Raw genomic sequence first — 25,464 nt, forward strand, 5'->3', positions numbered from 1 at the left:
ACGCGCCCCGCGGAGCCTCGACACACGTCGAACAGCTGAATTCGCTGCGCCGCGCCCGCTGGACGGCAGCGTGTTGCTGCTCGACCTCGCGGACGACGCGGCGCGCGCCTCGACCGCTCCGCGGTGCCCTGCGCGGCTACTGGCGGCCGGGTCTGAGCGCCTTGCGCAGCAGGTCGAGCTCGGCGAGCGGAACGCGCTCGATGCGGACGAAGGCGCCGCCGCCGTGCCGGGCGACGGCGGCGACGCGCGCCTCGGCGAGGCCGATATCGCGGAGCGCGCGCTGCAAGGCGAGGGCGGCGGCGCGCTCCGCGGCCGTGGTGGTGAGCCCCCGGCGGGGCTTGTCGGGCGCGGCGTGGGCCTGCCGGATCTCCTTGGCCGCCTCGCGGAGCGCGCGTGTGGGCGCCGTCGCGATGTCGACGCGCTTGCCGGACGGGAGCTTCAGGACCGAGCTCGCGAGCGTGACCGTGCTGTCGTCCTCGGGCGTCGCCTCGGCGAGGGCGAGGAGGGCGGCGGCGCGCTCCTGGCCGAGCGTGCGCGCCTGCTCGCGCGGCACGGAGCGCACGATCGCGAGCAGCTGCGCGGCCTTCGAGGCCGACAGGCCGAGCTCGGCCTGGCACAGGTCCCCGAAGCTCTTGTGGCCGAGCGACTCGGGAACGCCGGGGCGCTTGAGGCGGACGAGCGCCTCCCCGATATCATAGAAGTCCTCGGCGATCCGCTCGCGGCGGCGCTTGATGAGCTCGATGTCCGCGCGCGCCTGCTCGGCGAGGCGCGCGCGCTTCATCGCGGCGCTCCGGGCGGCGTTCTTCGCCAGCGCGGGCGGCAGCGGCCGCTTCCCAGGCGCGGGCGCCGCGCCCGCCGCGCCCGCCGCGCCCGCCGCTCGGGCGCCTCGGCGCGCGCCCGGCCGGGGCGCAGCGGCTTGCTCGGACACGGACTCCACGGTTTTCCGGGGCATGGACGAGAGACTACGGCGCGAGCGGGGCGGAAGGGAAGCGTTCACATGCGCATGTGAATGCGTTGGTAATGCTCAATTTTGAGCAAAGGGTCCCGGTCGGTCTTGACGGTCGATCCGGTCCATGAGCCACGCCCAAAGCGCTCGCTCGCTCCACACGCCGCCCGTCGACTTTCATCCGGTCGAGGGGACTGATCAATGCCGACCCAACAGCCTCGGCGACCCTGAACCTGGCGAGGTGAGGAGGGCGCCTCTTGTGTTCCTCCTGACAGCCAGGAGCCGGCATGCTACAAGGCCGGCCATGATTACTCTCAGCGTCACGATCAACAAGGGGCCGATCGGCCCCAACAACCCGGCGCAGGGGTACATCGCCAGCGTGCTCCCAATCAGCGGACCGCCAGGCGTCTCGGTCGATACCACCCTCGCGTACCCCACCCAGCAGCAGGCAATCGACGAGCTCACGAAGAAGCTTCGTATCAACTTCCAGGAAGGCGACACGATCATGTTCGCCGGCTACGAGTACGCCACCGTCGACGACGCCATGAATGCGATCGTCGCGGCAGCGCCGACCTGGAAGTAATAAGGGGCGGTCGCCCCAATAGACCCTATCACGGGCGCTACGCCGTTCGTCGGCGGCATCCAGTCATCCCCGCGAAAACGCCGTCATACAGGCTGCAACCACGCGCTGTGGCTATGACGGCGCGTGTCCTAGCCGCACCGAAAATGCCGAGAAGACAAGGCGTTTCGCGCTATATTGCAGGGTACTTAGCAAAGCGCCCCGCCTCGGCTGGTACCCGAGACGGGGCTGCGACACATCCGGCGGTGGCCCGCCGAACGCGCATCGCATCGCGAGCATGGGCCTACGTCCGGGGGAAGGCAAGGCCCTGCATGGCGCACGTGCTGCCGCTGGCGAAGCGCGCCGAAGTCGTCGCTCATCTGGTCGAGGGGGCGGGCATCCGCCCGACGTCGCGGCTCACCGGGGTGAGCCAGCCGGCGATCCTGTCCTTGCTGCTGCGCGTCGGCGACGGCTGCGCGGCGCTCCACAACCGGCTCGTGCGCGACGTCGACTGCCGGGCGGTCCAGGTCGACGAGATCTGGAGCTACGTCCAGAAGAAGCAGGCGCGCGTGAAGCCTGGCGACTCGCCGGAGGTGGGCGAGGCGTACGTCTTCGTCGGCATGGCGAGCACGTCCAAGCTCGTCATCAGCTACCGCGTCGGCAAGCGAGACGAGGAGAACACGCGCGCCTTCATCGCCGACCTGCGCGCCCGTCTGGTGACGGTGCCGCAGCTCTACAGCGACGGCTGGCAGCCCTACATCGCCGCGGTCGGCGACTCGTTCGCGGGCGCCGTCGACTACGCCCAAGTCGTCAAGAACTACAGCCGGAAGGCTCGGCGGGACGACGATCACCGCTACGAGCCCCCGCGCGACCCGTTCATCACGCGCACGCCCGTCTTCGGCGTGCCCGACGTGAAGCGCGCCAGCACGAGCCACGTCGAGCGGCAGAACCTCACGATCCGGATGCACATCCGCAGGTTCACCCGGCTGTGCAACGGGTTCAGCAAGCGCCTGCCGCACCACAAGGCGGCCGTCGCGCTGCACATGGCGTTCTACAACTTCTGCCGCCCCCACGAGGCGCTGCGCGTCACGCCCGCCATGGAGGCCGGTCTGACCGACCACGTCTGGAGCATCGAGGAACTCGTGACCTTGGCGCTTGCCGAGGTGCCCGCCGAGCCCCCGAAGCCGAAGGCGCTACGCCTGCCGGAGGCGCCCGCCGGAGCGCCTACCGCGCCCGCGCGAGCGCTGCCGAACGGGAGGGGGTTCCTGCGGCTGGTCGGCGCCGCGCCGGCTACCCCGGTCGCTCCCTCCGCCCCGCAGCCGCCGCCCGTTGCGCCCGCAGCGGCACCCGCGCCGGCTCAGCCGGATCCGGAACCCCCGCCGTCAGAACCGCCGCATGCGCCGGGCCCGAGGCGGATGGTGCAGTTGAGCCTGTTCGGCGACCAGGGATGAGCGCGCCGCGCGCCTCACGGCTTCGGTGGCGTCTTTGTCGCACATTGCTGGCACCGACGGAACCGCCGTGAGTGCATCCGGCTCGTCGTGTTGCCGGACAGATCGTGCCTGTAAGAATCGCACGGCACGCTATGGCCGCATTCGAGTCCGTCCCAAAATCCGTCGCGGTACTGTGAGTGACTCAGTATACGACGAAGCGGGAAGGTATGTTGCGCGGCCATGGTCTACCCTTAGTCTTCTTCGGGGTCAGGGGTGTAGCCTGGATCCTCTTCCGCCGACTCTTCGTCGATCAGATCGCGCTCTTCAACGACCTTGAACAGAAGCTCATCGCGCTCCTTGGTGGCGTTGAGTTTCTTCATTTTCTTGCGAGCCGACTTGAGCTTTTTCTTGGCTTCGTCGATGTGTTCTGTGATTGGCAAGCTCTCTGGCGCAGTGCCACCAAGCTGGAGCATGGCATTGCGAACGACTGAGCCAACTTCACTCGCCGTATTCTCAAGAGCGGCTTGGCCGTGAACGTTCTCCTTTTCGATTTTCTTATCAGTCTGAGTGATCCTGAATAGATTTGCCGCTAATTCGGTTTGATCCATGCGGTCGAGCAAATGCTCGCCTGGCCGGATGCCCTTGATGTGCTCAAGTTCGGCCAAGCTACTGTTGTACATACCTCTGTAACCGGCGTCCATGAACCGCGCGTAATCTACTACGCCGTGGCTCTGTGCGGTCGCAGAGAGCGACTTCATCCCGTCCGCTACCTTTTCGCGAATGATTGTGCGGTCGACGCGCGCAGCCTGTACGCGCGGATCTGGGATCGTGTTGGCCAGGGCCGCAAACTGCAATTGCACCTGCGCGACACGAGGCTTCTTCGTGTCGCAGCTCATGACGATCAGATAACAGGCGAACCTGGTAAACCTATACCCGTCGTCATCTTTGATGAAGTCGTTGTGCGGTTCTATGTTCATTGTAAGGCATGCTTGCATGGCCTTGCGCACTGCCTTACGGAACGGCTCTCGCGTCTCATATCCCAGGGTCGACATGAGCACGTCTTCAGACCATGTGTACACACCACTTTTGGTGGCCGTCATCTCGAATGCGTACATACTGAATCTCTTGGTGATGTCCATGGTCGCAGCCCGCGGCGGGGCGTCGAGCGTAGCATGCGCGGAGCCAAGGCGCGCCGTTGGCGTACGGGTTGACATAGAGCCTCGGCACGGCGGACGCGGCCGCTGGCCGTAGCTTCGGTGCCCGAAGCGCCCTGCCAGCGTCAGCCGTGACAGACGCAGGTGCGCACCATGTCCTACCTTATGCAAGACAATTGTCTTGCAACGTCTTGCGCGTGCAAGGCGATGTGGTCATGTTCTGGGCATGACGACGACGGCGAACGAGACGATCATCCCGGCCCTCGCGACGGCCTTCCGCACCTCGTTCGCGTTCAAGGGCGGGCAGTTCACCGCGCCGGGCAGCGAGGGGACGATCGTCGTTCGCCGGGCGCACGGCACCACGGCCGAGGTGACCATCCTCAACGCCGCGAGCCGCTGCGCCGAGATCAAGATGCTGGTCGAGATCGCGGAGGCGCTCACCGCGGCGGGCTTCGCGCCGGTGCGCCACCCCTACGACGTCACGGTGTGCTGGGACGTGGTCAGCGCGGCGCGGAGGGTGGCGTGACCGCCCGCGCGGCGCGGAGCCGCACGACGTCTGCCGCGCAACGTCGTGCGCCGGTCGTGCATCCGCCGTCGGGCGGCGCTATGACGGCCCGCATGGAACTGGATGACGGCGAGGTCAGGCTGACGGAGAACGTGACGATCCGGCTCAGCAAGGAAGAGCGGGCCGGCCTGAAGTGGCTCGCGAAGCAGCGGGCCATCGCCCTGCGGGCGCAGGGCATCGAAGCGCGGGCGACCGAGGGGACTGCTTTCAGGGAGCTGCTGAACCGGGAGCTACGCGCGAAGGGGTGGGATCCGGAGCGGCACATGCCGCCGGAGCCGCCCGCCAATGCGCCCAAGGGCGCGGCGAAACGGGGCTCGTAGCCCACGTTACTATTGGCTGAGGTGGTGGACGCGTGACGCTCACTGCGACACCGAGCCGGCGCGGCCAGCCCGGCGCGCTAGCCACACGCGGGGGGGGGGACGCCTAGCACGCCCGCCGCCCCCCGGCGTGTGGTCGCTTGCTACTCGTTCTGCCGCCGGATCCTCCGCGGCGTGGGCGGCGGCTTCGGGCGGAACTGCTTCCGGTTGGGCTCCCGACGCACTAGCGGCGCGGGCGGGATGGGGTTGGCGTCTTGCGAGTCAGGAGCATCGTCCTGACCAGCGGCCCACGGGAAAATCCGAAGAATCGGGGTACGCATGTGCGCACATCCTCCATCAGGGACCCAGCCAGGACCGGTCCGGCCGGGTCGGCTCGCTTGCGTGCTGCGCGGCGAGGGCGTATCTTCCCGTGTGGAAAGGGTGTCCCATGCCCTCCAGCGCGACGCCCGCAAGCATGGGCATCGCGCCGCGCCTCGGAGACCGCCACAGTCTCCGGGGCGTTCCGCTTTCTTGAACCTAGTACTTCGTGCTCACCTCCTAGTTGCCGTCCTCCCCGCGACGCGTCACGAGCCACTTCATCGCGGAAGTGGTAGCCGTCATCACGCCGCCCTCCACTTGCCGGAGTGGCCGGCCATGCGCTTGGCGAGTCCAAGCTCATCCAGCGCCTCCAGGTCCGCCTTGACGAGGTCCTTGTTGACCGGCGCTTTGATCCATTGGCAGCTCTCCGCGAGCGTGTTGGCGATCTGCATCATCTGCATCCCGTCCGGCTGAACCTTGAGGAGATGCACGATCCCCATCCTCCGATGGGAGGCCAGTTCCTGCGCCTCAAAGACGTCGGGCGGGCCCCATGCGTAGCCCCCGAACAGGACGGGGGCAGCGGCTCCTTCGGCGAGAACCCACCCCTCGTCCCCTCTCTCGATGAGCGATCCTGACAGCCGGGTGCCTACATTGGCGATCGTGCCCCTGCTCACGTCAACCCCCATCCGCCCTAACGCCTCGGAGATCGCCGCGGGCGCCATGGGCTTCCGCGCGCCACGGAGCACGCCCAGCGTTAGGTTCGTGGCCTTCATGGCTTCGATCTCGATCCAGATCCAGTCATCGCCCGCCTCGGCCGGAGCCGGCGGTCTGGACGGAGCGGGGACAACCATGCGCGGGCGCCCGTCGTCTCCACTGCGCGCTGCGTCCTCTTCACCGTAGAAGCGCAGGAGCGGCTCCGGGAGCTTCATCCCGGCCGCCTCGTAAGCGCGGCGGCAGTCATCCGCCGACTTGAAGAGGTCGATCAGACGCTGCGCAGCTGTCATCTCCAGCGAGACCTTGCTCACGAGGACGTCCATAGCTCACGGAGCCTCCACGGCGCAAGCGATCCGTGCAGCAATCGTCCGCTTTCGTGACTGTTTAAACAGTCATCGAGGCCCCACCTGCGCCGGGCGTCGATCTCGCGCAGGACGAAGCTCTGGGCGAGCCCTACCTGAGGTCGCGCCAGCGAGCCCGCGAGCGAAGCAAGCGCAGCATGCCCCGGGTCGCGGCGACGGCGGCTCGCCGGGCCCTCAAGCGTCGCGCCGGTCTACCCGCCGTCCTCGGCCATCTGCGCCATGGCGGCGACCTCGCGCAGGACATCGCCCGGGAAGCAGCCTTCGTGGAGGGCGATGGCTTCGATGACCCGCGCCAGCGTGGAGTACGTGTCCCTGGGGGACGGGATGTACTCCTGGGCCCGCCGTCGGTAGTTGGTCGGCACGCTGGCCGGCCAACCGCGGCGCTTCTTGTACTCGGGGCGGTACCCACGAGCGACGAGGTAGCGCTCGATGTCCGCGGGCGAGACCTTGCAGGTCACCGGGCGCGCGGTGACGGTGACGCGGTAGAGTCGGCTCGGACTGCGCGGTTTTACCGGCATCGTCGCCTCCGGAGGCTGCGCCGCTGGATGAAGCGCCAGCGTGCGATCTCGAACGCGGCATCGTTGAACCAGGGCGCGCCGGGCGCCTTGGCAATCGGCCGGCCGAAGACGTCCGTCCAGAGCTCGAACCCGGCGCGGCGGAGCTCGCGAAGGTGCCGCTCGGTCACCCGGTCCGGGATGCGGAGCAGGTTCCGGGTCCACGTCTCCTCGAAGACCACGACGACGGTGCGGCCGTTCATGAGCCGCACCTTGCGCCTGTGGGTCTTGTAGCGCGTGACGATCGCGCCCTTGGGCAGGCCGAGTTTGTGCTCGCGCTTCATCGGCATCTCCTCCACCGACGGAGCGAGAGGGAAAGCGCCTCCCTGGCGATCTTGAGCCGGGTGGCGGCGCTGTTCGGGTTCATGCCGCGGCACCGGGCGTACTCGACCATGCTCTCCGGGCTGTCGACGGCCAGCAGGATCGCCTGATGCTCTGGCTTGAGCCTGCCGATCGCCCTGAGCAGGTCGCGCGCCTCCAACTGCGCGTCGACGTTCACGCCAACGATGCCTCGGAGCCGGCCGAGAGGTTGCGGGTCAAGGACGATCCTCCTCGTGTACGCGGCCGCGAAGTACTTGGACGCCTGCCTCCAGGCGATGCCGTGCAGCCACTTGCGCATCGCGTCCCGGGGCTTGTCCTTAGGGTCCGGCCGGTACTTGCCGCGCCGGACGGCCTTCCACGCGGCGATGAACACCTCGGCCTCTACGTCGTCGCGGTCGCGTCGCGGGATGCCGGCGAGCGTCGCGCGAACGATGCCGCGCTCGGCGAGGAGCGCCTGCATCGTCGGCTTCTTCCTGGGGTGTCGTGCGGCAGGCGGGCTCGACGCCCCCTTCCGCGGCCTCGTCACCCGCTCCTCCCGCAGGTCGGGCAGATGGACGGGCCGGTAGGCCCTGGCGTGAGGATGCGCTCAAGGCTGAGCCCAGCCAGCCGCGCCACGCGCAAGGCGAGGCCTGGCGACCCGGGCGTGTGCCCGTTCGCGCAGAAGCGGAGCGTGTCGGCGGTGACGCCGATCTCGCGTGCCATCTCGGCCCACGTGCGGCTCCGGTTCAGGTTCTTGAGCGCGGCGCGCAGGGCGGCGCTCTCGTCTCGGGTGAGGCAGACGGAGCCGCGGCGGCCCTTGGGCGCACGACTCCCTTTGCCCAAATTCGGGCGTAGCTGTACAACGGACATGTCGGACCTCGTTGCTGCGGGGTTCGGCCACGCTGCCCGGTGCGCGCCAACGCACGCGGGCAGCACTTGCTTGCGGCCGAACTTACGAGGCGAGATCCCTAGTCGCCACGCCGATCAGGCAAAGTTGAGCACTGAGACTCAAAGTTGAGCATTACCAATGCGTTCACATGCGCATGTGAACGGATCCGAGCGCTCGGCGTCGAGCAACGGGCCGCCGCAGCCGCCGCGCCCGTGTGGCCCGACGACACGCCCCGCGAAGCCCGCGAGGCCCGCGAGCATATGGAGGAGGCCTTCGGGCAGGTGTGAACGAGCGGCGGGATCATCCGTGGTCAGGAGCGTCGAGATCGACGGATCTTGAGCTTGCACGTGCCGCGTGCGATGGTGCGATGGGGAGCGTGGTGTGGCCATGTCGAGTTCCGGTATCTTGCCGATCCAGGACCTTCGCCAGCTTGCTGCGTCAGGGGCGATCACGGCCGCCGCAGGCCTGTCGCCGGCGCAGTTTCAGCCGAACAGCGTCGACCTGCGGCTCGGTCCGAAGGCCTATCGCACCCGGTGCAGCTTCTTGCCCGTGCCCGGGGCGCGCAGCACGGCGACCTCGCTGCTCGACGAGTTTGCCATGTACGAGATCGACCTGAGGGACGGGTACGTCTTCGAGTGCAACAAGACCTACCTGATCCCGCTGTGTGAAGAGCTCGCGCTGCCCGAGCATGTCTGGGGCGCCGCCAACCCGAAGAGCTCGGCGGGGCGCCTCGACATGCTGGCCCGCGTGATCACGGAGGACGGGCACGTCTTCGACTCGATTCCTCATGGTTACCGCGGCAAGATGTACCTGGACCTGATGACCCGATCGTTCCCGATCAAGCTCCGGGAAGGCGACTCTCTGGTCCAGCTGCGCCTGCTGACCGGAAAGGACGCGGTCATCCCGGACGACGAGCTCCGCGCCCTCATCGATGAGCACCAGCTGGTTCGGACCGCCTCCGGCATCCCGGTCGCAGCCAAGGACCTGGAGATCGACGACGGCATCTTGCTGACCGTCAGGCTGCGTGGCCATGGCGACGAGACCGTCGGGTACGTCTCTCGGAAGTCGACTCCGGTCGTGGATTTCTCGAAGAAGGACCACCCGGTGCGCCCTTACTGGACGTACATCCCGGGTCGTCGCAGCGAGCCGCTCATCCTGCTTCCGGAGGAGTTCTACATCTTCTCGTCGAACGAGAAGGTCCGTATCCCGCCCCAGATGTGCGCCGAGATGGTGGCGTTCGACGTGAGGAGCGGGGAGGTCCGCACGCATTACGCAGGGTTCTTCGACAGCGGTTTTGGTATGTCCGGCGCCGGCGCCCATGTCGTCCTGGAGGTGCGCAACCGCGATATGCCGTTCCTGTTGCAGCATGGGCAGCACCTGTTCAGGCTGCGTTACTTCCGGAACACCGAGGCGCCGGCTGCGCTGTACGGCGTCGACCTCGACTCTCACTACCAGGGTCAAGGCCTGCGGCTCGCGAAGCAGTTCAGGGCGGTCTCCGATCCGTCGCGCCAGCTCGGCCTGTGGGCGGAGTAGGGCAGGCGTGCCTCTCTCGTCCGCGCCCACGCGAGAGCCGAGCACCACGGCGACGAGCACTGCCTCGGAGGAGCCGGAGTCCGCCGACAGCGGCGGCGAGATGAGCTGGAGCTTGAGCGTCGTCCACCACCCGGAGGAGGGCTTCCTCGGCGCGCGCAAGCCGCTGCCGTCGGGCGCCGCCCTGAGCCTCGGGCGCGACGACCCCTGCCTCGGCGAGGGCTGCTTGAGCAGCTCCCGCATCTCCCGCCACCACGCCGCGCTCGTCGCCCACGCCGATCACGTGCGGCTCGAAGACAAGGGCAGCCGCAACGGGACCTATGTGAACGGCGAGCGTGTGACGGATGGCCGCGACCTCGTCGGAGGAGAGGTCCTCTCCATCGGTCCCGTGCTCCTGCTCGTCCACCGCGCGCCGCTTCGCTTCGACGTCCCGAAGAGCACGCTGCTCGTGGGGCGGAGCCACGCGCTTGCGCGGGTGCTGCGCCAGATCGAGCTCTTCGCGCCCGGCGCCGGCCCGGTGCTGCTGCGGGGAGAGACCGGCACCGGGAAAGAGCTCGCCGCCCGGGAGATCCACGAGAAGAGCGGTCGAGCCGGCGCGTTCCAGCCGGTCAACTGCGGCGGGCTCGCCGGCGAGGTGCTCCACAGCGAGCTTTTCGGCCACGTCCGCGGCGCGTTCACCGGGGCTCTCCGGGATCGGCCAGGCCTGTTCGCGTCCGCCGATCGGGGGACAGCTTTTCTCGACGAGATCGGGGACGCCCCGGCGAACGTCCAGGTGAGCCTGCTGCGGTTCCTCGACGATCACCGGGTGACGCCGCTCGGCGGCGACAGCGCGCGGAAGGTCGACGCGCGTGTGGTCGCGGCGTCGAACGTGGACTTCGAGGGCATGATCGCGGGGGGCCGCTTTCGTGAGGACCTCTACGCGCGGCTCTCGGGGTGCACGATCCGGTTGCCTCCTCTGCGGGAGCGGGTGGAAGACATCCCGTTGCTCGTGCGGCACTTCGTGCGCGCCTTCGCCGGCAGGGATCGCCCGGTGCAGCAGGAGCTCATGCTCGCGATGCTGCTCTACCGCTGGCCGCGGAACATCCGGGAGCTCGCGGCGGTCATCCGGCGGGCTGTCCTGGAGGCGCCGGCGGAAGACCCGATCCGCGGTTCGCCCGAGCTCATGGCGGAGCTGCGGCGGAGCGCCCGCGCGGCGGCCGATCCCGCGCCGCCTGGCCCCCGCGCGCGGGCGCGGGCGGGCGCCGCGCCGGAGGCGGAGGGCAGCCCCAGGCCGGATGCGGCGGGTCTGAGGGAGCTGCTCGAGCGGTATCAAGGGAACGTGGCGTCCACGGCCGCGCACCTCCGCGTCTCCCGCAACACGCTGTACCGTTGGCTGAAGGAGCTCGACGTCTCGGTCGACGACTACAGGCCACAGAAGCCGTGAGGGCGCGGTCGCCGATCGGGTCACGGGCATGTCCCTGACCGGGGCGCCGCGGACGGGGCCGTTCCCCCGATCTGCACCTGCCGCGCGTTGAAGCCCAGGCCGACGGAGATGCCATCGCAGACCTTGTCGTGATCCTGGGTGCCGTCCTTCATGATGTCCGAGGCCGCCCGGATCTGCTTGACGAGCGCCTCGATCGCCACGTCTCCACAGTACCTCGGCGCGACACGACTGATCAGAAACCTGACCTCCTCGACGAGAGCCTCCGTCTCGATGACGCCGCCGATGACTCCTTTGCGGGCGGACTTGTGGTCCGCGTCGAGCTCCGCCGTCATCCTGGCGGCCCGGATCGTGAGCGCGAGGTTCTCGCCGAAGACGTTCAGGTGCAGCTGGATCGTGCCCCCGGCGCCGTCCATGTCGCCGGAGAACCACGTGTTGTCGTCGACGTAGCTCTCGGGAAACCTCGTGACGGAGCGGTCGCCCTCGTCGCGGTCGGCGCGCGGCTGAGGGACGACGGGCCACTCGTCGCGGCCGTCCCAGCGGGGCGCGGGCGTGATCTGCGCGCCGGCGTAGAGCTTCGTCACGAGAGGGCGATAGGACGCCTCCGGGCCGAGCCCCTCGATGCTCATGAGCAGGGTAGCGTGGCCCCTCTTCTGGATGCCGTCCGTCACGTCTTTCGACGGGGTGGCGGAGAAAAATTTTATGAGCGGGAGCAGGTGCTTGCCGAACGAGTTGTCGATCCCGTTGTCCCCATCAGGGAAGACAAGGTTCGGTTGGCCGCCGTCAACTGGCTTGCACAGGTCCTCCGATGCGGCGGTCGAGATCTTCCCGTCCAGGTTGAAGCCGAGGGAGCGCCACGGCGGAGCATCGGTCTCGCCGACGAATAACTCGTTGATCGCCACCACCACCGCCGCACCGGGGACGGGCGGGTTGAAGGATGAGGAGGGGGGGGCCGCTTCGACATCGCTGCACGAAAGGAGCAGCAAGGAGGCCGCGGAGCTGAGCGCAGCGAGGAGGCGGTGAGCAACCAGGTTCATATGGGATCTCTTTCTCGAGGTTCGCTGTACGGTCCTGGTGCGCGCGGGGGCCCCGGCGCAGCGTGGGATCATGGATCCGTCGAACGGTGTGCTCCCTTGTCCATCGCCTGCCGCGAAGCTCGCGCGAGCTGCGCGCGCATCACGGCGCGGGAGAATCCTCCGCGGGCACCGCTGAAGTCCAGCTCACTCGAGCCGGACCATGCCGCTGGTCTGCAAGACCCGAGCCGAGCTGGCCGAACTCATTGCTCCCCCAGCAGACCATGGCACCGTCGCTTGTCAGGATGCACGTGTGATAGCCACCGGCGCTAACCTGGAGTGCTCCCAGCTGATTTGTCTGCGTCACATCGAACACCGGGTTCGTGTCGGACTGCTTCACCTGGAACCTGTTGTTCCTGCCCCAGCACCGGACGGAGTTCGACGCGTAGCTGATGGTACAGGTGTGGTACGCTCCAAGAGCCAGCTCGGACACGGCGAAGGAGCGCTCGCCGGCCGTGGCCTGCGTGGGCTCAGCTTGCGAGCATTCATCCCAGAGGACCGGACATCCCTCGTTGCACGTTATGCCTGCTCCGAGCTGCCCGCAGCTTTCAGCCCCCCAGCACAGCACCACTTCTTCGCCGGACGGACCGCTGGTGGCGCAGGTGTGATGGCTCCCTGCCGCGATCCTCTTCGCGCCGTCCAGGCCAGGAACCTCCCGCGGCGGCAAGATGGGGCCGCCTGGGTTGATCGGCAGGACGCCGCATTGCCCGGATTCGTTCGAACCCCAGCACTTGACCGCGCCCTGCTTCGTACGAGCGCACGTGTGTATTGCGCCCGCCGCGAGCTCCTCGACGTCGTCGAGGCCGTCCACGAGCGTCGGCGTGGCCACCGTCTGGTGCACCAAGGGGTCCTGGCCGGCCTGACCGAACTGGTTTGCTCCCCAGCACGTAACCCGCCCTCCCGCGACCACTGCACAGGCGTGGTGCGATCCAAGCGAGAGCGCCGATGCGCCTTCGATCCCCGGCACCACGACCGGCGTGGACCGGTCGTCGGTGCTCTCCTCCCCGGTGCCGAGCTGGTGCGCGTCGTTGGCGCCCCAGCAGCTCACTTGGCCGCTTTCCAGCAGCGCGCAGCTATGCCCGATCTCGTCCGAGCCGCCGAGCTGAATCCGAAGGACGTCGGAGATGCCCTGCAACGGGGCGGGAGTACGGACCTGCGCGCTCTGGGAGGGTGGGGTCCCGACTTGCCCTGATGCGTTCAATCCCCAGCACCACACCGTGCCGTCGGACAGCACCGCGCACGTATGGGCGCCGCCCGCCGCCACCTGGGTTATCGATTCGCAACGACCGCTCGACGCGGAGCAAACGGGAGTTGCATCGGTGCACGTGGCCTCGTCCCTCCACTCCAGGTCGTCCCCGCACCGCTGCGAAACGTTGCCGTTGCAGCGGTAGCGGTCCTGCTCGTCTGTCGAGCAGCGTGGAGAACGATCTTCGTCGACGTCGAGGATGACATCGCAGCCGCAGAGCGCGAGGATCAGCAACGGACTCGAGGCGATTCGCCAGCACTGGACCATGAGCTCACCAGAAGTGCCCCAGCGTGAAGAACGCACCGTTCCGCCCGGCGACCGCCGTCAGGTGCGTCCCGGAACGTTGGCCAGCTGAACGCGTGGGGTCATCACCCGCGAGCAGCAGCATGCCGCTGCCAGCAAGGACCAGGCCAGGGAAGAACGTCGCGGTGGCGATGTTCGCCGAGGTCTTGCTCTTGTGATCGGCGTCGAGTCCATCCCGATTACACCCGCTTTTGCACAGCTGGTTCGCCTCGTTCTTCAGCACCAGCGTGCGTGCTCCGAAGATGGTCCCGGTGATCAGCCCCAGCGCCCCGAGGCTCGCCAAGGACACCCCAGCGTAGACGCGATTCCGGTCTCGTTCAGGTCGCGGCGCAGGTGTCAGCGTCAGCGCGAGGGCCCCGCTCGCCCCCTCCGCGGCGGACCAGGATACCCGACGGCCGATGTAGCCCGGTCGCGAGAGCTCGATCTCGTGGCGGCCCGCGTCGAGCAGCACCTCGAAGCGCGCCGCCGGGGCCTGCCGGCCAGGCCCCTCGGGCAGGGTGCCGGCGACGAGTGTTCCCTGCGCTCCGCCGAGGAGGTCGCCCTCCAGCGGGCGGCCGTCGACGCGGATCGCGGCGTCGGCCGGCTCGATCGTCAGCGTGAGTCGTGCGATCTCGCGCTCGATCGCGCGGACGTGCGTCCACGCATCGGCTTCCTTGCCCCGCATGTCGGCTCCGCCGCGCGACTCCGTGAGCGCCCGCAGGAAGGCGCGCCGAGCCCGGGTATTCCGGCGGAGCGCCCGCTCGCATAGCGCGATGTTGTAGGTCGTGAGCGGGTGCGGGCGGAGCCGCTCGGAGCGCTCGTACGCCGCGAGCGCCTCGGCCCACCGTCCCTCCTGGGCCAGGCTGAAGGCGCGCCTGAACTCGTCGCGCGCGACGGCGACGCGGCTTTGCACGTGGGTGGTTTGCGCCGCCGCGGAAGGGAGCGCGCCCGGCGTCACGGCGAGGAGGGCGCCGCAGCACAGCCCGCGCAGGCGCCTCTGGCCGCGGGATGTCACGGCGCGGCGCGGCGGGATGCACGAGGGCCGAACCGCGCCGGACAGAGCCCGCAGGAGAAGCGCGAGCACGTCCCGCCGCGCGGAGCGCGCGGGCGCAGGCACGCCGGCTCGCGCTGGATCCCGGGCCAGGAGGCCAGGCGACACCGCGATGCCGCTCGATGCCGGAAGAAATCGAAAGACGCGTTTAGTAGGGGGGCTCGTCTTGGAGTTCGCGTACAAGGCTCTCTGACCTTCCGTCCTGCGTCGGAGTATTTCCGTGATGCGGTTCGCGAGCGCCCTCCTCGGGAGGGCTGATCGCCGTCGGCCGCGCGCTCGCCACAGGGGTCCCGGTGCCCGCCGCGACGGGCATGTCGGGGCTCGCGGTCGCCGGCGGAGCAGGCAGGCTCGCGCCGCTGGCGTCACCCTCGCGCGCAACCTCCGGCTGCTGCCGCGGCGGTGAGGCCCGCACCGGCGGCGGCGATCTCCGCGGCCGACGCACCGCGGGTGTTGCCGCCGGCGCCGGTACGGCCGACAGGGCCGGTTCCGACGGCGGCCGGCTCTCCTGCGCCGGCGAAAGGGGCATACGGAAAGCAACGTTTGGCGCGAACGCTTCCACTTTCGGCACGGCCGGCGCCCGGAGGGACAACGTCGCGAGCGTCGCCAACGCGCACCCCGCGAGCAAGCTGCCCCAGGCAGCCCTGCGCCGCCAGGCCGACGCCGGGCCGCCCTCTCGCGCGGCCGGCGCACCCCCCGCTCGGGGTGTAGCGCCCTCCTCGGTCACCGTCGTTGCGCGGGTGCTCGCGACGGAGCCGGTGCTCTCGGGATCCGGCTCGGTGGTGCCGCCCGACGCGCCGGCCCGCGTGCGCGCCGGGAGCGGCGTGACCGCCGGCAGTGCGAAGGGCGCGTCCGGATCGCTCGAATACACGCGCAGCCGCTCGAACACCTCGCGCACCGTCGGACGCTCCTCGCGCCGCGGCGCCAGCATCCGGTCGATCAGCGCCCCTACCTCGGGCGGCACCGCCGCGCCGAGCTCCTCGGCGTCGACGGCGCCCCGGCGGAGGCTCGCCTCGAGGTAAACGGCCCAGGTGTCGCCGGGCACCGGCCGCGCGCCCGTCAGGCACTCGTGCAACACGACGCCGAGCGACCAGACATCCGCCTGCCCGTCGACCTCCTTGCCCCCGAGCCCCTGCTCGGGCGCGGCATAACCCACCGTTCCGATGGCCGTCCCCTCCGTCGTGAGGCTCGCGCCCACGTCGTCGGGATCGCCCGCGAGGCACTTCACGACGCCGAAGTCGATCACCTTGACCCCGGGGCGCTCGCCGGGGCCGGCGAGGACGAAGATGTTCTCGGGCTTCAGGTCGCGGTGCACGAAGCCGAGGGCGTGCACGTGGCCCACCGCCGCCATCACCGGACAGAGCAGGTCCGCCGTTCTCTGGAGCGACAGGCTCCCTCGCTCGCGCAGCTCGGACCGCAACGTTCGCCCGTGGAGCAGCTCCATGACCAGCACGGGCGTCGACGCATCGATCTCCAGCAGGTCGATCACGCCCACGACGTGCGGGTGCTCCACGTGCGCCCGCGCCTCACGGGCGAGCCGCCGCCATCCCCGCGACCCCCGGGGCGCCGCGCGCTTCAAGAACTTGAGCGCCACGCGCCGGCGCGTCGCCAGGTTCGTCGCGCTCCAGACCACGCTCATGCCGCCGCGCCCGAGCACCGCGTCGAGCCGGTAGCGGCCAAGGACGACGATCCCTTGCGAAAGCCCGTACACGAAGGACATACCAGCGCCCGTGGGGTGACCGCGTTACGGCGCAACATGTTGCGCGGAGCCGACTCGGCCACAAGGGGTTTTCGCGGCTGATCCCGGCGGAGCATCGCTGCTGCCGACCCCGTCTGCCGCGATGTGCCTGCCGGTGCGCCGGGAGATGCCGGGCGCCGCCCCGCGTCGCGCTGCTCCCGGTCTGCTCGCGTTACATGTCACATGACATGTCACCCGAGCTTCGGAGCTCCACGCTCGCCGGCGCGATGTTCGAGCAGCTCGTCGCCGGGCGCCGCCGGCGTGAGGCACACATCTTGAAAATCTGAGTCTCCGTGCACGGCGGCGCGGTGGGCAGGCTTCACCATGCCGTCACCACGTGAACCCATGGAGAAGAGGTTACCTATGAAATCGAGTGTTCGTCATATCCTCGCCATTGTGGCGGCCGGCGCTGCCGTCGCGGCGCTGTCGGCCTGTCTCGGGGGGACGTTCTCCGTCAAGGCGACCCGCCTGACCGTGGTCGAACGGAGCGATACCCTCCGCGGCGACGAGCCCTATCTGGGAATGATCCGCTTCAAATCGCAGTTCGGAGAGGCGAGCTCCACGGAGGTCGTGGTGCACGACGAGCTCCGGACGTTCGGAGATCAGGTCCGCCCGGGGACCTCTGTGGCGATCCCGGATCTCGTCGGAGATATCAGCTTCGGCGCCGCCTTCTCGATGAGCCGCGACGATGTGTTCGACGACGGCCAGCAGCCCGGGGTGGCGGGCGTCATCTACGTAGCGATGGACGAGGATCACGGCGGAAAGGCGCAGGTCCGCGACGACCTGCGCGAGACGGCCGGGCGGCTGCGCAGCGTGCTCGTGCGGCATGTCGAGCAGGTGCCATGGATCGACTCGGCGCTCCCGTCGGCGCTCAAGCACGTGAACGACGAGCTCGCGGGCAGCCCGGCGTACAGCGCATCAAGCCGCCGCGGCGACGACTACATCGGTCGAGCGGCGGCCGTCTACGTCGGCATCGAGGACGGCTACTTCCACGAGCTGCTCCCCATCTGGCAGGATGTGGCGAGAGGCCTCGGGTCGCAGTGGCACGGCTGCGACGACGCCTCGAATCCCGTGTGTCCCATCGGGACCCGCCCGCAGGTGCTCACCCTCGACGGCCCCGGCGACGGCAGCTACCGCCTCAGCCTGGAAGCCACGTTCGACACCGGCTCCGGGGGGTGAGCGCCGCAGGATCGACGGGGTCGACTTCGGGATGGGGATCCTCCAGCACGCCGGCGCGGGCCGCGATCCCGCCATCGAAGCGGCCGAGAGGCCGGGCATGCACGTCGCGCACCGCTCCGGTTCCACGATTCACGTGCGCATGTGAACGGATTCACGTGCGCATGTGAACGGGAGCCCTCGGGTGGATCGAAGAGGGACGGAGCCGCGCGGCGGCCGGGCAAGCCTGGGCCCTGAAGCAGTCTGGACACTCGGGACGGGAGCGCGGTGGATGGGGCAGCGACGGGGCCAGAAGCCTGATGAACCAGCACCGCGTTACAGCGACCCGGTGCGCATCATCACTCTAGAGGCAGTTACACAAGGGATCACCTGGAGCGCAGTTGCACGGACGAGCGACGCTTTCGAAGTTTCCTTTAATCTCATCCAGTCGCTGCCTCGAGCGCACTACGTTCAACTTCAGTTGTTCAATTTTTGCGTCGGCACGATCGCCTGCCGCTTTGGCCAGCTCATTCTGATAGGCAATTTCTAGTCCTTCCGTGATCTCGGCCTGCTTCTTGATTTTCTCCTGCCGCTCCGGTTCAGGTTCTTGAGCGTGGCGCTCGGGGTTCGGCCACGCAGATCGCCGCCCAGATCGCGCGTGTCGAGCGTGCGCTGGTCCCACGTCGGCGCCGTGCCCATCCCCGGTTCGTCCGCGGCGGACGCACCGTTCGGCTCTGTGGCGGGGAGGGGTGCTCGGGGGGGGTCGAGGCACGCGAGATCGTCGGAGGTGAGCGGCGGTAAGATTGCCACCGCTACCACTGCAACATGTCAGAATCAGCCACTGGTCAACCCCTGTGGTCTATAGAACAAACTGATGCGCGAACGAGTCGCGAGTACATTCGCACCAGCTGGCGGAACCTCTAGTACATTGAGCCAGAACACCGACTCGCGGTCCTGTGGAAGGTGCTCGCCCGAAGGCGCATAGGTTATGCGCAAGGTCTGTCTATGGCCTGGGTCGATCCGAAAGATCGGCGGAGTCAGCAAGAACGGCACATTGATCGTATCCGGGGCCTGGTCGGCATCGCCCCTGTCCAGCCAGGCTTGCACGAGAGTCGGTTTATCGCCGTTGTTTCTAACTTCTACGGCGACCTCTCGGTGGTCTGCCGGATAGATTATTGGACTTTGGTAGAGGGTAATAGACATTACTTGCCGTTAGATCTGAGCTTGGCGCGCGTCAAGGTTCTCGGTCTCACGAGGCTCTGTCTCATCCGCGCCGTCGTGGCCGTCCGGATACGCCGTCCGGGAGGGCAGGTACCGACCGGAGCCGGGGCTGCACCCGTGGCGCGTCCTCCAGTGCTGGCTCGTGGGGATCGCGGTCTACACCGCGGCACACTACCACGAGAAGGCGTACCGCCGCCGGGAGGTGGCCGTGCCCGACCCGCTGGCCCACGTTGCCCGCCGGGAGCGGGTTCCGTCGCCCCACGGCGAGGTCGAACCGCGCGCCCTCCTGGAGCTGCTCTGGCTGGTGGAGTTCCGGGAACGCTGGGTGCTGATCCTCGTCGGGGAGGGGGAGCAGGTCAGCGAGGTCGCCCGGAGCCTCGGGATGCCCGTCGGGACCGCGTTCGCGCGGCCCTTGTCGAGTTCCTCGGCGCGGCTGCTCGCCGCGGCGGTCGTGCAGGTCGAGGCGCAGCAGCGGCGTCTGGCGCGGGCGGCGGGAGTGGGGTGCTGCTCCGGTACCCCATCCCCCGCTCGAACAGGCTGTCGACGTGCTCCACGGGCGAGGTGAGGGCGTCGGCGCTGCGCGAAGGGATCGTCTATGGGACCAAGGTCCCATGGCGAAGCTCGGCTGGCCGTGACAGTAGTCGTCGCCTCGTCCAGAAGCAGACCGGTGCCATGACCAATCCAGCGCGCTTCGCGCTCGAGCATCCGTCCGCCTCTGGCCGATTCACGTCGCTCTAATCGCTTGTGGAGTGCTGGAATGAAGAAAGCAGTAGGCATGTTGTTTGCTAGTGTGGCGCTCATCGTGGCAGGCGTGGTCGGAGCGCCTCCGGCCGCCCGCGCCGGCACCCTCGTGGCGACCTGCACCACGAGCAGCGCGGAGATCACGATCGATCCGGCCAGCGGTGAGGTCACCGGCACCGCTACCCTGTCAGGCTGCACCGCGCCGGGGCGGCCCGACATCCATTCGGGGACCGTGTCGATCAGCGGCCATGCCCCCGTGCGCACCGCCTTGCTGATCGAGACGATCACCACGGACACGATCACCTGGAACACCGGCGAGATCACCTCCGACACCACGACACGCACGTTCGCCGGCGTCTCCGCCGTCGTCGAGGTCGGCGCCGGCGCGTCGGTGGCCGGCCTGTTCCATCCCTCTGCGTCCGCCGAGACCGGGACCGGCACCCGAACCAACCCCAGCGTTTCCCCCCTCGCCGCGGCCGATCCATACAACATCAATGTCATCACCATGGTCCTCCACATGGAGCTCACGCTCGCCGTCACCGATCTGGAGTAAGGGCCGCAGTTCGCCCGGAGCGGGCCTCCGCGTTCCATGACCGGCGCGACGTCGGCCACCACGCGGACAGGCACGAACCGCGGCGGCTCGGTCGACGATGGCGGCGAGGGCCCGTCAGCCCGCAGCTTCCAGCGCCACCAGTATCCCTCGCGCCGCGCGAACTTCTCGGCGCTCAACCCGCTCCGCTCCCATCGCTCCACCCGCTCGGCCCACTCCGCCCTCGTCGCCATCGCTTCCTCCTTCGCGATGGGGACAGGTAACCGGCCCCGCTGGGGTGGTCACGATGGCGTTGGTCGGGCGCTTACGGCCACGCTGCCCGGTGCGCGCCAACGCATGCGGGCAGCACTGCTTCGGCCGAACTTAGCCCATCGCGCGAGGCCCAGAGTCAAAGTGCAGCACTCAGATCCAAAGTGCAGCACTACCAACGGATTCACGTGCGCATGTGAACGGATTGGTAATGGTCAACTTTGGCCCTGAATGGTCAAGATAGCCTGATTCGCGTGGCGACTGCGGATCTCGACGCGTAGGTTCGGCCGTAAGCAAGTGCTGCCCGCGTGCGCGCCAACGCACCGGGCAGCGTGGCCGAACCCCGAGCGACGAGGTCCGACATGTCTGTTGTACAACTACGCCCGAATTTGGGCAAAGGGAGCGGTGCGCCCCGAGGCCGCCGCGGCTCCGTCTGCCTCACCCGAGACGAGAGCGCCGCCCTGCGCGTCGCGCTCAAGAACCTGAACCGCACGCGCACGTGGGCCGAGATGGCGCGCGAGATCGGCGTCACCGTCGACACGCTGCGCTTCTGCGCGAACGGGCACACGCCAGGGTCCGCTGGCCTCGCCCTGCGCGTCGCCCGGCTGGCTGGTCTCAGCCTTGAGCGCGTCCTCACCCCGGGGCCTACCGGCCCGTCCGTCTGCCCAACCTGCGGGAGGAGCGGGTGACGAAACCGCGGAAGGGGGCCAAGCGCCTGCCTGCCGCACGACATCCCCGACGGCGACCGACGATGCAGGCGATCCTCGCCGAGCGCGGCATCGTCCGGTCCACGCTCGCCGGCACCCCGAAGCGCGACCGCGCCGACGTGGAGCAAGAGGTCTTCCTTGGCGCGTGGCGATCGGTGCGACGCGGCAAGTACCGACCGGATCCGAAGGACAAGCCGCGCGATGCGCTCCGGAAGTGGCTGCACGGCATCGCATGGCGCCAAGCGTCGAAGTACTTAGAGAGCGCCTACGTGCGCCGCGCCATCCTCCACGCGGAGCCGCTCGGGTTGCTTCGCGGGTCCGTTGGTCCAAGCCTCGACGCGCAGGTAGAGGCGCGAGACCTGCTCCGGGCGATCGAACGGCTCAGGCCGGAGCATCAGGAGATCCTCTTGGCCGTCGACGCCCCGGAGACGCTCTCCGCGTACGCCGCGCAGCGCGGCATGAGTCCGTTCACCGCGGCGAGCCGCTTGCGCATCGCCCGCGCCATGCTGGCCCTGAAGCTTCGGAGGTGGCGCCGATGAAGCGGGGCAAGCGCACGAGGCGCGCGCGTGACGTCCGCGCGAAGCTCCACGCCGAGGCGACGCGACTCGCCGAGGAGGCACACCGCCTGGCGTACGCAGCGGTGAGGTTTCAGCGCGACCACCTGCCGCTACGAGCGCGAAACCATTGAGGAAGCCCACGGCTTGCTGAACAAGGCGAGGCGCGCGCTGGAAGCGCTCGCGTCGTCGCTCGGCAAGGTGGCCAGCGGGCGCCGCTGAGCACGCACGCCAGGCGAGTCGCTGCGCGAGATCGTCGTCATGGCGCAGACGACCGACGAGAGCGTGGGGCGCGCCGCCTGACGCGCCGTCACAACCACCTCGCCAGGAGACCGGACGACATGCGCGCCACCCCTCGAGCAATGGCGCGACGCACGTCGGTACCCACATGTAGTAGGCGCAGCGGCTACGACCACCACATCTGGTGCTTCGGACGTCTGTGGAGAACTTCTGGACAAGCCCTGGTAAACTTGTGCGATCGATGGTAGCGTAGTGCCACGCACAGTCAGTTAGGCCCAAGCGCCGCCGGCGTGACGCTTCGCATCAAGACGCGCCCGCCTAGCGGTCCCTATAGATTTCCAGTATGGACGGATGTCCAGCTGTGGTGCCCAACAAATCTCTAGCCTTAGCTGTGCGCTATCACTAATCGAGACGACATGGGATACCCTCACCTGCCCGGCGCGCCCATCACAGAGGCAATCGTCGACCTGCGTGCCGACCTGCCAGCCGGGACCGCCGTGGAGAGACTCTCCTCGCTCCAGGATTTGCTGGGACCGTTGTATCCAGAAAAGAAGAACATTATTGTATGGCGCGGACAAATTGACACAGGGGCCGCGCAGGCGCTCTCAGCCGAATCGAGAGTTGTCAACGGGTACCAATTTTGGTCGGCTGATAAACTGTATGTAGTACAGGCTCGCCTTGATGGTTTTGCGTGTAGCCGACTGAAGCCGTATCAAGATTGGGTGCGGCTGCGCGACGAGGCAAAAGTCAGATGGTCGCAGTACGTGCAGATAGCTAACCCAACAAGAATCACACGGGCTTCAATACGGACCGTGAATCGCATCGAGTTGCCGAGACCTGTCGGTAATTTTGACGATTACTTCAAGACGTTCGTTAGGATTGCGGACGACCTTCCTCAGGCCCTGAAAGGGGCCTTCATGCACATTGGTTTTCAGTCCGGAAAGACCTCTGCGATTGTCACCATGGCCATAGATGAGGAAGGTGTAACACCCGAAAAGGTCCCTGTGATACTCGACATCGAGACATCAACTCCGGTTCAGCTACAACCAGAGAGCGATGAACTGTGGTCTGAGTTGGAGACGTTACGCAACGTAAAGAACGACATCTTCTTCAAGAGCGTAACCCCTGCCACGCTGGAGTTGTTCAAATGAGCTATTTCGCTACAGACAGCGCCATGCCAACGACGATCTCGTATGAGGTTGCTGATGGCGGAGCTGGGCACGAAAGTCGAAAACTCTCCAGCAAATGGAGAGAGGCTGTCGTTCACTTCTGTACGCCGGTTAGCATGCAAGAGCGCGCCATTGCTGCGATGCTGGTCCAGCTTGGGTGGGAAGAGACGACACCAGGGCCCATTCCGGTGGCTCATCATGACGCGCTAGAGTTCGATTGGCATCTCGAACCAGACGAGCTGAAGTTTTAGCATGTACGTTCCCGCTGAGCAGTGGTCCGTTCCTGAGGAAGGGGATCCTGGGCCTTGCTTTCGCCAAGGAGATCTAGTCCTCCTTACCTATGCAAAGCCGGACGTATCTGTCTCATCTGGCAATAATAGTACTACGGTTCGTGTTACTGGCATAGAATTGCGAACCGAGATTGTTGCGCTAATCAGCGCATGCTGTGATCTTGTAATTCGCACTCCTCCAAAGAGAAAGGGCGTGGTTGTTGCGCCAGTTCGTGAGGTGCCTAGGTATATCGCAAAGAATCAAGATGCTCTACGTGCGCTCAAATCGAATCGTGCCATCGAGCTGAATGGAAAAGTGTATAGCAATCCCGGGCTATTCTACTATGAGTCGGCCGCGGAAGATAGACTCCGCGGTCATCCTCGCATAGACGAAGGTGTAATTCACCTAGAAGCCCTAACGATGGTCGAGTACGTTGCGCTGGGACAGTCTCGCAAGCTTGCAGAACTGTCTGATGCCGCGCGAGCTGATTTGCAGGAACGAATAAAACTAACATTCACGCGTTCTGGGCCGGTAAATCATCGCCATCAATAAATTGATGCGACCAGTCTGCGCTGACGGTTACTACTGGTCGTCGGCTGGAAATAGCGAGAGCTGCACCATGCGCCTCGACGCTGTTGGCGGCTCTGACGGCGGCGGGGGCTCCGGCTCCGGTCTGCCCGCCGCTGGCGGCGTAGGCGCCACAGGCGCAGCCGAGGCGGTGCCGACCAAGCGCAGGAACCCGCGCCCGTTCGGCAGGGCCCTGGCGGGCGCCGTGGGCGCGCCCGCGGGCGCCTCGGGCAGGCGGAGCGCCTTCGGCTTCGGCGGGTCCGCAGGCGACTCGGCGAGCGCCAAGGTCACGAGCTCCTCGATGCTCCAGACGCGATCGGCGATGCCGGCCTCCATCGCGGGCGTGACGCGCAGAGCCTCGTGCGGGCGGCAGAAGTTGTAGAACGCCATGTGCAGCGCCACGGCGGCCTTGTGGTGCGGGAAGCGCTTGCTGAACCCGTTGCACAGCCGGGTGAAGCAGCGGATGTGCATGCGGATGGTGAGGTTCTGCCGCTCAACGTGGCTCGTGCTGGCGCGCTTCACGTCGGGCACGCCGAAGACGGGCGTGCGGGTGATGAACGGGTCGCGAGGGGGCTCGTAGCGGTGATCGTCGTCTCGGCGACCGCGGCTGCCGGCGCGGTAGTTCTTGACCACCTGCGCGTAGTCCACGGCGCCCGCGAACGAGTCGCCGACCGCGGCGATGTAGGGCTGCCATCCGTCGCTGTAGAGCTGTGGCATAGTCACCAGCCGGCTGCGGAGGTCCGCGATGAAGGCGCGGGTGTTCTCCTCGTCACGCTTGCCGATGCGGTAGGAGATCACGATCTTGGACGTGCTCGCCATGCCGACGAAGACGTAGGCCTCGCCGACCTCCGGCGAGTCGCCCAGCTGGACGCGCGCCTGCTTCTTCTGGACGTAGCTCCAGATTTCGTCGACCTGGACCGTCCGGCAGTCGACGTCGCGCACGAGCCGGTTGTGGAGCGCCGCGCAGCCGTCGCCGACGCGGAGCAGCAGCGACAGGATCGCGGGCTTGCTCACATCGGTGAGCCGCGACGTGGGCCGGATGCCCGCCCCCTCGACAAGATGAGCCACGACCTCGACGCGCTTCGCCAGTGGCAGCACGTGCGCCATGCAGGGCCTTGCCTCTCTCCGAGCGACGGCCCATGATGCGCGTGCGAAGTGCGCTGGACGGGCCACCGTCCGGTGTTCCGCAGCCCTGCTTCCGGGGACCAGCCGGGGGCAGGGCGCTTTGCTAAGCACCCTGCAATATAGCGCGAAACGCCTTGTTTTCCTGGGGTTTCGGCGCAGCTAGGACACGGGTTGTCCTAGCGCGCATGCGCGATAGCAGCCTGTTTGAAGGGTCTTTCGCGTCGTCGGTCGCGAGCGCCAGCGGGCGGCACGGCTCCGGTGTAGGATCGGACATGCCCAACGCCTGGGACGAACTCCTCCGCGACCCCCTCGACCCCGAGTTGTCGACGCTGCCCACATTCGACCCGATGCCTTTCTGTGTGCAGGCCAATGACGGCGCGTGGCACGCGACACGCGGATGGCCACACCTTGGCATCCCGCACGGGCACACGAGGAGCATCGGCGCTCCAGTGCCAGCGATCGCCTGCTCAAGGGAACTGATCCGCACAATGG

General features: G+C 67.8%; 24 protein-coding genes and 1 pseudogene. 12 read left to right on the plus strand and 13 right to left on the minus strand.

Annotation, left to right across the window (positions count from 1 at the left end; translation table 11 throughout):
- Positions 1-136: 136 nt before the first annotated feature.
- Positions 137-952 (minus strand): hypothetical protein, encoded by an 816-nt coding sequence (locus WMF43_RS00675; RefSeq protein WP_437676643.1) that lies wholly within the window; start codon positions 950-952, stop codon positions 137-139.
- A 298-nt stretch (positions 953-1,250) separates the two neighbouring features.
- Here WMF43_RS00675 and WMF43_RS00680 point away from each other — a divergent pair, with 298 nt between their 5' ends.
- Complete coding sequence (locus WMF43_RS00680) at positions 1,251-1,529, plus strand: hypothetical protein (protein ID WP_437676645.1); 279 nt, start codon at positions 1,251-1,253, stop codon at positions 1,527-1,529.
- A gap of 308 nt (positions 1,530-1,837) precedes the next feature.
- On the plus strand, positions 1,838-2,956 hold the full coding sequence (locus tag WMF43_RS00685; RefSeq protein ID WP_437676646.1) for an IS1 family transposase: 1,119 nt from the start codon (positions 1,838-1,840) through the stop codon (positions 2,954-2,956).
- 230 nt (positions 2,957-3,186) lie between these two features.
- On the opposite strand, the gene WMF43_RS00690 is transcribed toward WMF43_RS00685, so the two are convergent.
- Positions 3,187-4,074 carry a hypothetical protein gene (locus WMF43_RS00690; protein ID WP_437676648.1) on the minus strand — a complete coding sequence of 296 codons (888 nt, stop codon included), beginning with the start codon at positions 4,072-4,074 and terminating at the stop codon, positions 3,187-3,189.
- A 241-nt stretch (positions 4,075-4,315) separates the two neighbouring features.
- Between WMF43_RS00690 and WMF43_RS00695 the strand changes: the two genes are divergently transcribed.
- Both WMF43_RS00695 and WMF43_RS00700 read left to right on the plus strand, forming a co-directional pair.
- On the plus strand, positions 4,316-4,615 hold the full coding sequence (locus WMF43_RS00695; RefSeq protein ID WP_437676649.1) for a hypothetical protein: 300 nt from the start codon (positions 4,316-4,318) through the stop codon (positions 4,613-4,615).
- Positions 4,612-4,974 carry a hypothetical protein gene (locus WMF43_RS00700; protein ID WP_437676651.1) on the plus strand — a complete coding sequence of 121 codons (363 nt, stop codon included), beginning with the start codon at positions 4,612-4,614 and terminating at the stop codon, positions 4,972-4,974. The genes WMF43_RS00695 and WMF43_RS00700 overlap by 4 nt, the downstream gene beginning before the upstream one ends.
- A 596-nt stretch (positions 4,975-5,570) precedes the next feature.
- On the opposite strand, the gene WMF43_RS00705 is transcribed toward WMF43_RS00700, so the two are convergent.
- The 4 genes from WMF43_RS00705 to WMF43_RS00720 all read right to left on the minus strand — a co-directional run bounded on the left by WMF43_RS00705 (position 5,571) and on the right by WMF43_RS00720 (position 7,679).
- Complete coding sequence (locus WMF43_RS00705; RefSeq protein ID WP_437676653.1) at positions 5,571-6,305, minus strand: hypothetical protein; 735 nt, start codon at positions 6,303-6,305, stop codon at positions 5,571-5,573.
- A 230-nt stretch (positions 6,306-6,535) separates the two neighbouring features.
- Positions 6,536-6,862 (minus strand): hypothetical protein, encoded by a 327-nt coding sequence (locus tag WMF43_RS00710; protein WP_437676655.1) that lies wholly within the window; start codon positions 6,860-6,862, stop codon positions 6,536-6,538.
- Entirely contained in the window at positions 6,853-7,182 is a 330-nt protein-coding gene (locus WMF43_RS00715; RefSeq protein WP_437676656.1) for a hypothetical protein, read from the minus strand. Before WMF43_RS00715 ends, WMF43_RS00710 begins: the two co-directional genes overlap by 10 nt.
- Positions 7,179-7,679 carry an RNA polymerase sigma factor gene (locus WMF43_RS00720; protein ID WP_437676657.1) on the minus strand — a complete coding sequence of 167 codons (501 nt, stop codon included), beginning with the start codon at positions 7,677-7,679 and terminating at the stop codon, positions 7,179-7,181. The genes WMF43_RS00715 and WMF43_RS00720 overlap by 4 nt, the downstream gene beginning before the upstream one ends.
- Positions 7,680-8,474: 795 nt before the next feature.
- Here WMF43_RS00720 and WMF43_RS00725 point away from each other — a divergent pair.
- Both WMF43_RS00725 and WMF43_RS00730 read left to right on the plus strand, forming a co-directional pair.
- Complete coding sequence (locus tag WMF43_RS00725; RefSeq protein WP_437676659.1) at positions 8,475-9,620, plus strand: 2'-deoxycytidine 5'-triphosphate deaminase; 1,146 nt, start codon at positions 8,475-8,477, stop codon at positions 9,618-9,620.
- A gap of 7 nt (positions 9,621-9,627) precedes the next feature.
- Positions 9,628-11,040 (plus strand): sigma 54-interacting transcriptional regulator, encoded by a 1,413-nt coding sequence (locus WMF43_RS00730; protein ID WP_437676661.1) that lies wholly within the window; start codon positions 9,628-9,630, stop codon positions 11,038-11,040.
- A gap of 20 nt (positions 11,041-11,060) precedes the next feature.
- On the opposite strand, the gene WMF43_RS00735 is transcribed toward WMF43_RS00730, so the two are convergent.
- The 4 genes from WMF43_RS00735 to WMF43_RS00750 all read right to left on the minus strand — a co-directional run bounded on the left by WMF43_RS00735 (position 11,061) and on the right by WMF43_RS00750 (position 16,406).
- Complete coding sequence (locus WMF43_RS00735) at positions 11,061-12,074, minus strand: hypothetical protein (protein ID WP_437676662.1); 1,014 nt, start codon at positions 12,072-12,074, stop codon at positions 11,061-11,063.
- A gap of 139 nt (positions 12,075-12,213) precedes the next feature.
- Positions 12,214-13,623 (minus strand): RCC1 domain-containing protein, encoded by a 1,410-nt coding sequence (locus WMF43_RS00740; RefSeq protein ID WP_437676664.1) that lies wholly within the window; start codon positions 13,621-13,623, stop codon positions 12,214-12,216.
- 4 nt (positions 13,624-13,627) lie between these two features.
- A complete protein-coding gene (locus WMF43_RS00745) occupies positions 13,628-14,872 on the minus strand; it encodes a hypothetical protein (RefSeq protein ID WP_437676666.1) in 1,245 nt (414 codons plus the stop codon).
- Positions 14,838-16,406, minus strand: coding sequence for a protein kinase domain-containing protein (locus tag WMF43_RS00750; RefSeq protein WP_437676668.1), 1,569 nt, complete (start codon positions 16,404-16,406; stop codon positions 14,838-14,840). Before WMF43_RS00750 ends, WMF43_RS00745 begins: the two co-directional genes overlap by 35 nt.
- Positions 16,407-16,787: 381 nt before the next feature.
- Between WMF43_RS00750 and WMF43_RS00755 the strand changes: the two genes are divergently transcribed.
- Positions 16,788-17,603, plus strand: a complete 816-nt coding sequence (locus tag WMF43_RS00755) for a hypothetical protein (RefSeq protein ID WP_437676669.1) — start codon at positions 16,788-16,790, stop codon at positions 17,601-17,603.
- 810 nt (positions 17,604-18,413) lie between these two features.
- Here WMF43_RS00755 and WMF43_RS00760 read toward each other — a convergent pair.
- Positions 18,414-18,782 (minus strand): fimbrial biogenesis chaperone, encoded by a 369-nt coding sequence (locus WMF43_RS00760; RefSeq protein WP_437676671.1) that lies wholly within the window; start codon positions 18,780-18,782, stop codon positions 18,414-18,416.
- Between the two features lie 160 nt (positions 18,783-18,942).
- Between WMF43_RS00760 and WMF43_RS00765 the strand changes: the two genes are divergently transcribed.
- Together WMF43_RS00765 and WMF43_RS00770 are read left to right on the plus strand one after the other, a co-directional pair.
- Positions 18,943-19,365 (plus strand): hypothetical protein, encoded by a 423-nt coding sequence (locus tag WMF43_RS00765; RefSeq protein WP_437684279.1) that lies wholly within the window; start codon positions 18,943-18,945, stop codon positions 19,363-19,365.
- Positions 19,366-19,557: 192 nt separating this feature from the next.
- Complete coding sequence (locus tag WMF43_RS00770) at positions 19,558-20,094, plus strand: hypothetical protein (RefSeq protein WP_437684280.1); 537 nt, start codon at positions 19,558-19,560, stop codon at positions 20,092-20,094.
- Positions 20,095-20,153: 59 nt separating this feature from the next.
- Here the strand turns inward: WMF43_RS00770 and tnpA are convergent.
- Positions 20,154-20,324: pseudogene (gene tnpA, locus WMF43_RS00775) on the minus strand (IS66 family insertion sequence element accessory protein TnpA); the annotation flags it as partial.
- A 767-nt stretch (positions 20,325-21,091) separates the two neighbouring features.
- On the opposite strand from tnpA, the gene WMF43_RS00780 reads away from it, so the two are divergent.
- The 3 genes from WMF43_RS00780 (at position 21,092) to WMF43_RS00790 (ending at position 23,261) form a co-directional block, all read left to right on the plus strand.
- Entirely contained in the window at positions 21,092-21,586 is a 495-nt protein-coding gene (locus tag WMF43_RS00780) for an RNA polymerase sigma factor (RefSeq protein ID WP_437676672.1), read from the plus strand.
- A 671-nt stretch (positions 21,587-22,257) separates the two neighbouring features.
- Complete coding sequence (locus WMF43_RS00785; protein ID WP_437676674.1) at positions 22,258-22,992, plus strand: TIGR04255 family protein; 735 nt, start codon at positions 22,258-22,260, stop codon at positions 22,990-22,992.
- A complete protein-coding gene (locus tag WMF43_RS00790) occupies positions 22,989-23,261 on the plus strand; it encodes a hypothetical protein (RefSeq protein WP_437676676.1) in 273 nt (90 codons plus the stop codon). Before WMF43_RS00785 ends, WMF43_RS00790 begins: the two co-directional genes overlap by 4 nt.
- Positions 23,262-23,862: 601 nt before the next feature.
- Here WMF43_RS00790 and WMF43_RS00795 read toward each other — a convergent pair.
- On the minus strand, positions 23,863-24,954 hold the full coding sequence (locus tag WMF43_RS00795) for an IS1 family transposase (protein WP_437676678.1): 1,092 nt from the start codon (positions 24,952-24,954) through the stop codon (positions 23,863-23,865).
- Between the last annotated feature and the right edge of the window lie 510 nt (positions 24,955-25,464).

Origin of the sequence: Sorangium sp. So ce131, assembly GCF_051519095.1 — a bacterium.
GTDB lineage: Bacteria > Myxococcota_A > Polyangia > Polyangiales > Polyangiaceae > Sorangium.

Bases quoted from the DNA above. Each gene is read 5' to 3' on its own strand.
- WMF43_RS00675 (WP_437676643.1), bottom strand. From the start codon at position 952: ATGCCCCGGAAAACCGTGGAGTCCGTGTCCGAGCAAGCCGCTGCGCCC.
- WMF43_RS00680 (WP_437676645.1), top strand. From the start codon at position 1,251: ATGATTACTCTCAGCGTCACGATCAACAAGGGGCCGATCGGCCCCAAC.
- WMF43_RS00685 (WP_437676646.1), top strand. From the start codon at position 1,838: ATGGCGCACGTGCTGCCGCTGGCGAAGCGCGCCGAAGTCGTCGCTCAT.
- WMF43_RS00690 (WP_437676648.1), bottom strand. From the start codon at position 4,074: ATGGACATCACCAAGAGATTCAGTATGTACGCATTCGAGATGACGGCC.
- WMF43_RS00695 (WP_437676649.1), top strand. From the start codon at position 4,316: ATGACGACGACGGCGAACGAGACGATCATCCCGGCCCTCGCGACGGCC.
- WMF43_RS00705 (WP_437676653.1), bottom strand. From the start codon at position 6,305: ATGGACGTCCTCGTGAGCAAGGTCTCGCTGGAGATGACAGCTGCGCAG.
- WMF43_RS00710 (WP_437676655.1), bottom strand. From the start codon at position 6,862: ATGCCGGTAAAACCGCGCAGTCCGAGCCGACTCTACCGCGTCACCGTC.
- WMF43_RS00715 (WP_437676656.1), bottom strand. From the start codon at position 7,182: ATGAAGCGCGAGCACAAACTCGGCCTGCCCAAGGGCGCGATCGTCACG.
- WMF43_RS00720 (WP_437676657.1), bottom strand. From the start codon at position 7,679: ATGCAGGCGCTCCTCGCCGAGCGCGGCATCGTTCGCGCGACGCTCGCC.
- WMF43_RS00725 (WP_437676659.1), top strand. From the start codon at position 8,475: ATGTCGAGTTCCGGTATCTTGCCGATCCAGGACCTTCGCCAGCTTGCT.
- WMF43_RS00735 (WP_437676662.1), bottom strand. From the start codon at position 12,074: ATGAACCTGGTTGCTCACCGCCTCCTCGCTGCGCTCAGCTCCGCGGCC.
- WMF43_RS00740 (WP_437676664.1), bottom strand. From the start codon at position 13,623: ATGGTCCAGTGCTGGCGAATCGCCTCGAGTCCGTTGCTGATCCTCGCG.
- WMF43_RS00750 (WP_437676668.1), bottom strand. From the start codon at position 16,406: ATGTCCTTCGTGTACGGGCTTTCGCAAGGGATCGTCGTCCTTGGCCGC.
- WMF43_RS00755 (WP_437676669.1), top strand. From the start codon at position 16,788: ATGAAATCGAGTGTTCGTCATATCCTCGCCATTGTGGCGGCCGGCGCT.
- WMF43_RS00760 (WP_437676671.1), bottom strand. From the start codon at position 18,782: ATGTCTATTACCCTCTACCAAAGTCCAATAATCTATCCGGCAGACCAC.
- WMF43_RS00770 (WP_437684280.1), top strand. From the start codon at position 19,558: ATGAAGAAAGCAGTAGGCATGTTGTTTGCTAGTGTGGCGCTCATCGTG.
- WMF43_RS00780 (WP_437676672.1), top strand. From the start codon at position 21,092: ATGCAGGCGATCCTCGCCGAGCGCGGCATCGTCCGGTCCACGCTCGCC.
- WMF43_RS00785 (WP_437676674.1), top strand. From the start codon at position 22,258: ATGGGATACCCTCACCTGCCCGGCGCGCCCATCACAGAGGCAATCGTC.
- WMF43_RS00790 (WP_437676676.1), top strand. From the start codon at position 22,989: ATGAGCTATTTCGCTACAGACAGCGCCATGCCAACGACGATCTCGTAT.
- WMF43_RS00795 (WP_437676678.1), bottom strand. From the start codon at position 24,954: ATGGCGCACGTGCTGCCACTGGCGAAGCGCGTCGAGGTCGTGGCTCAT.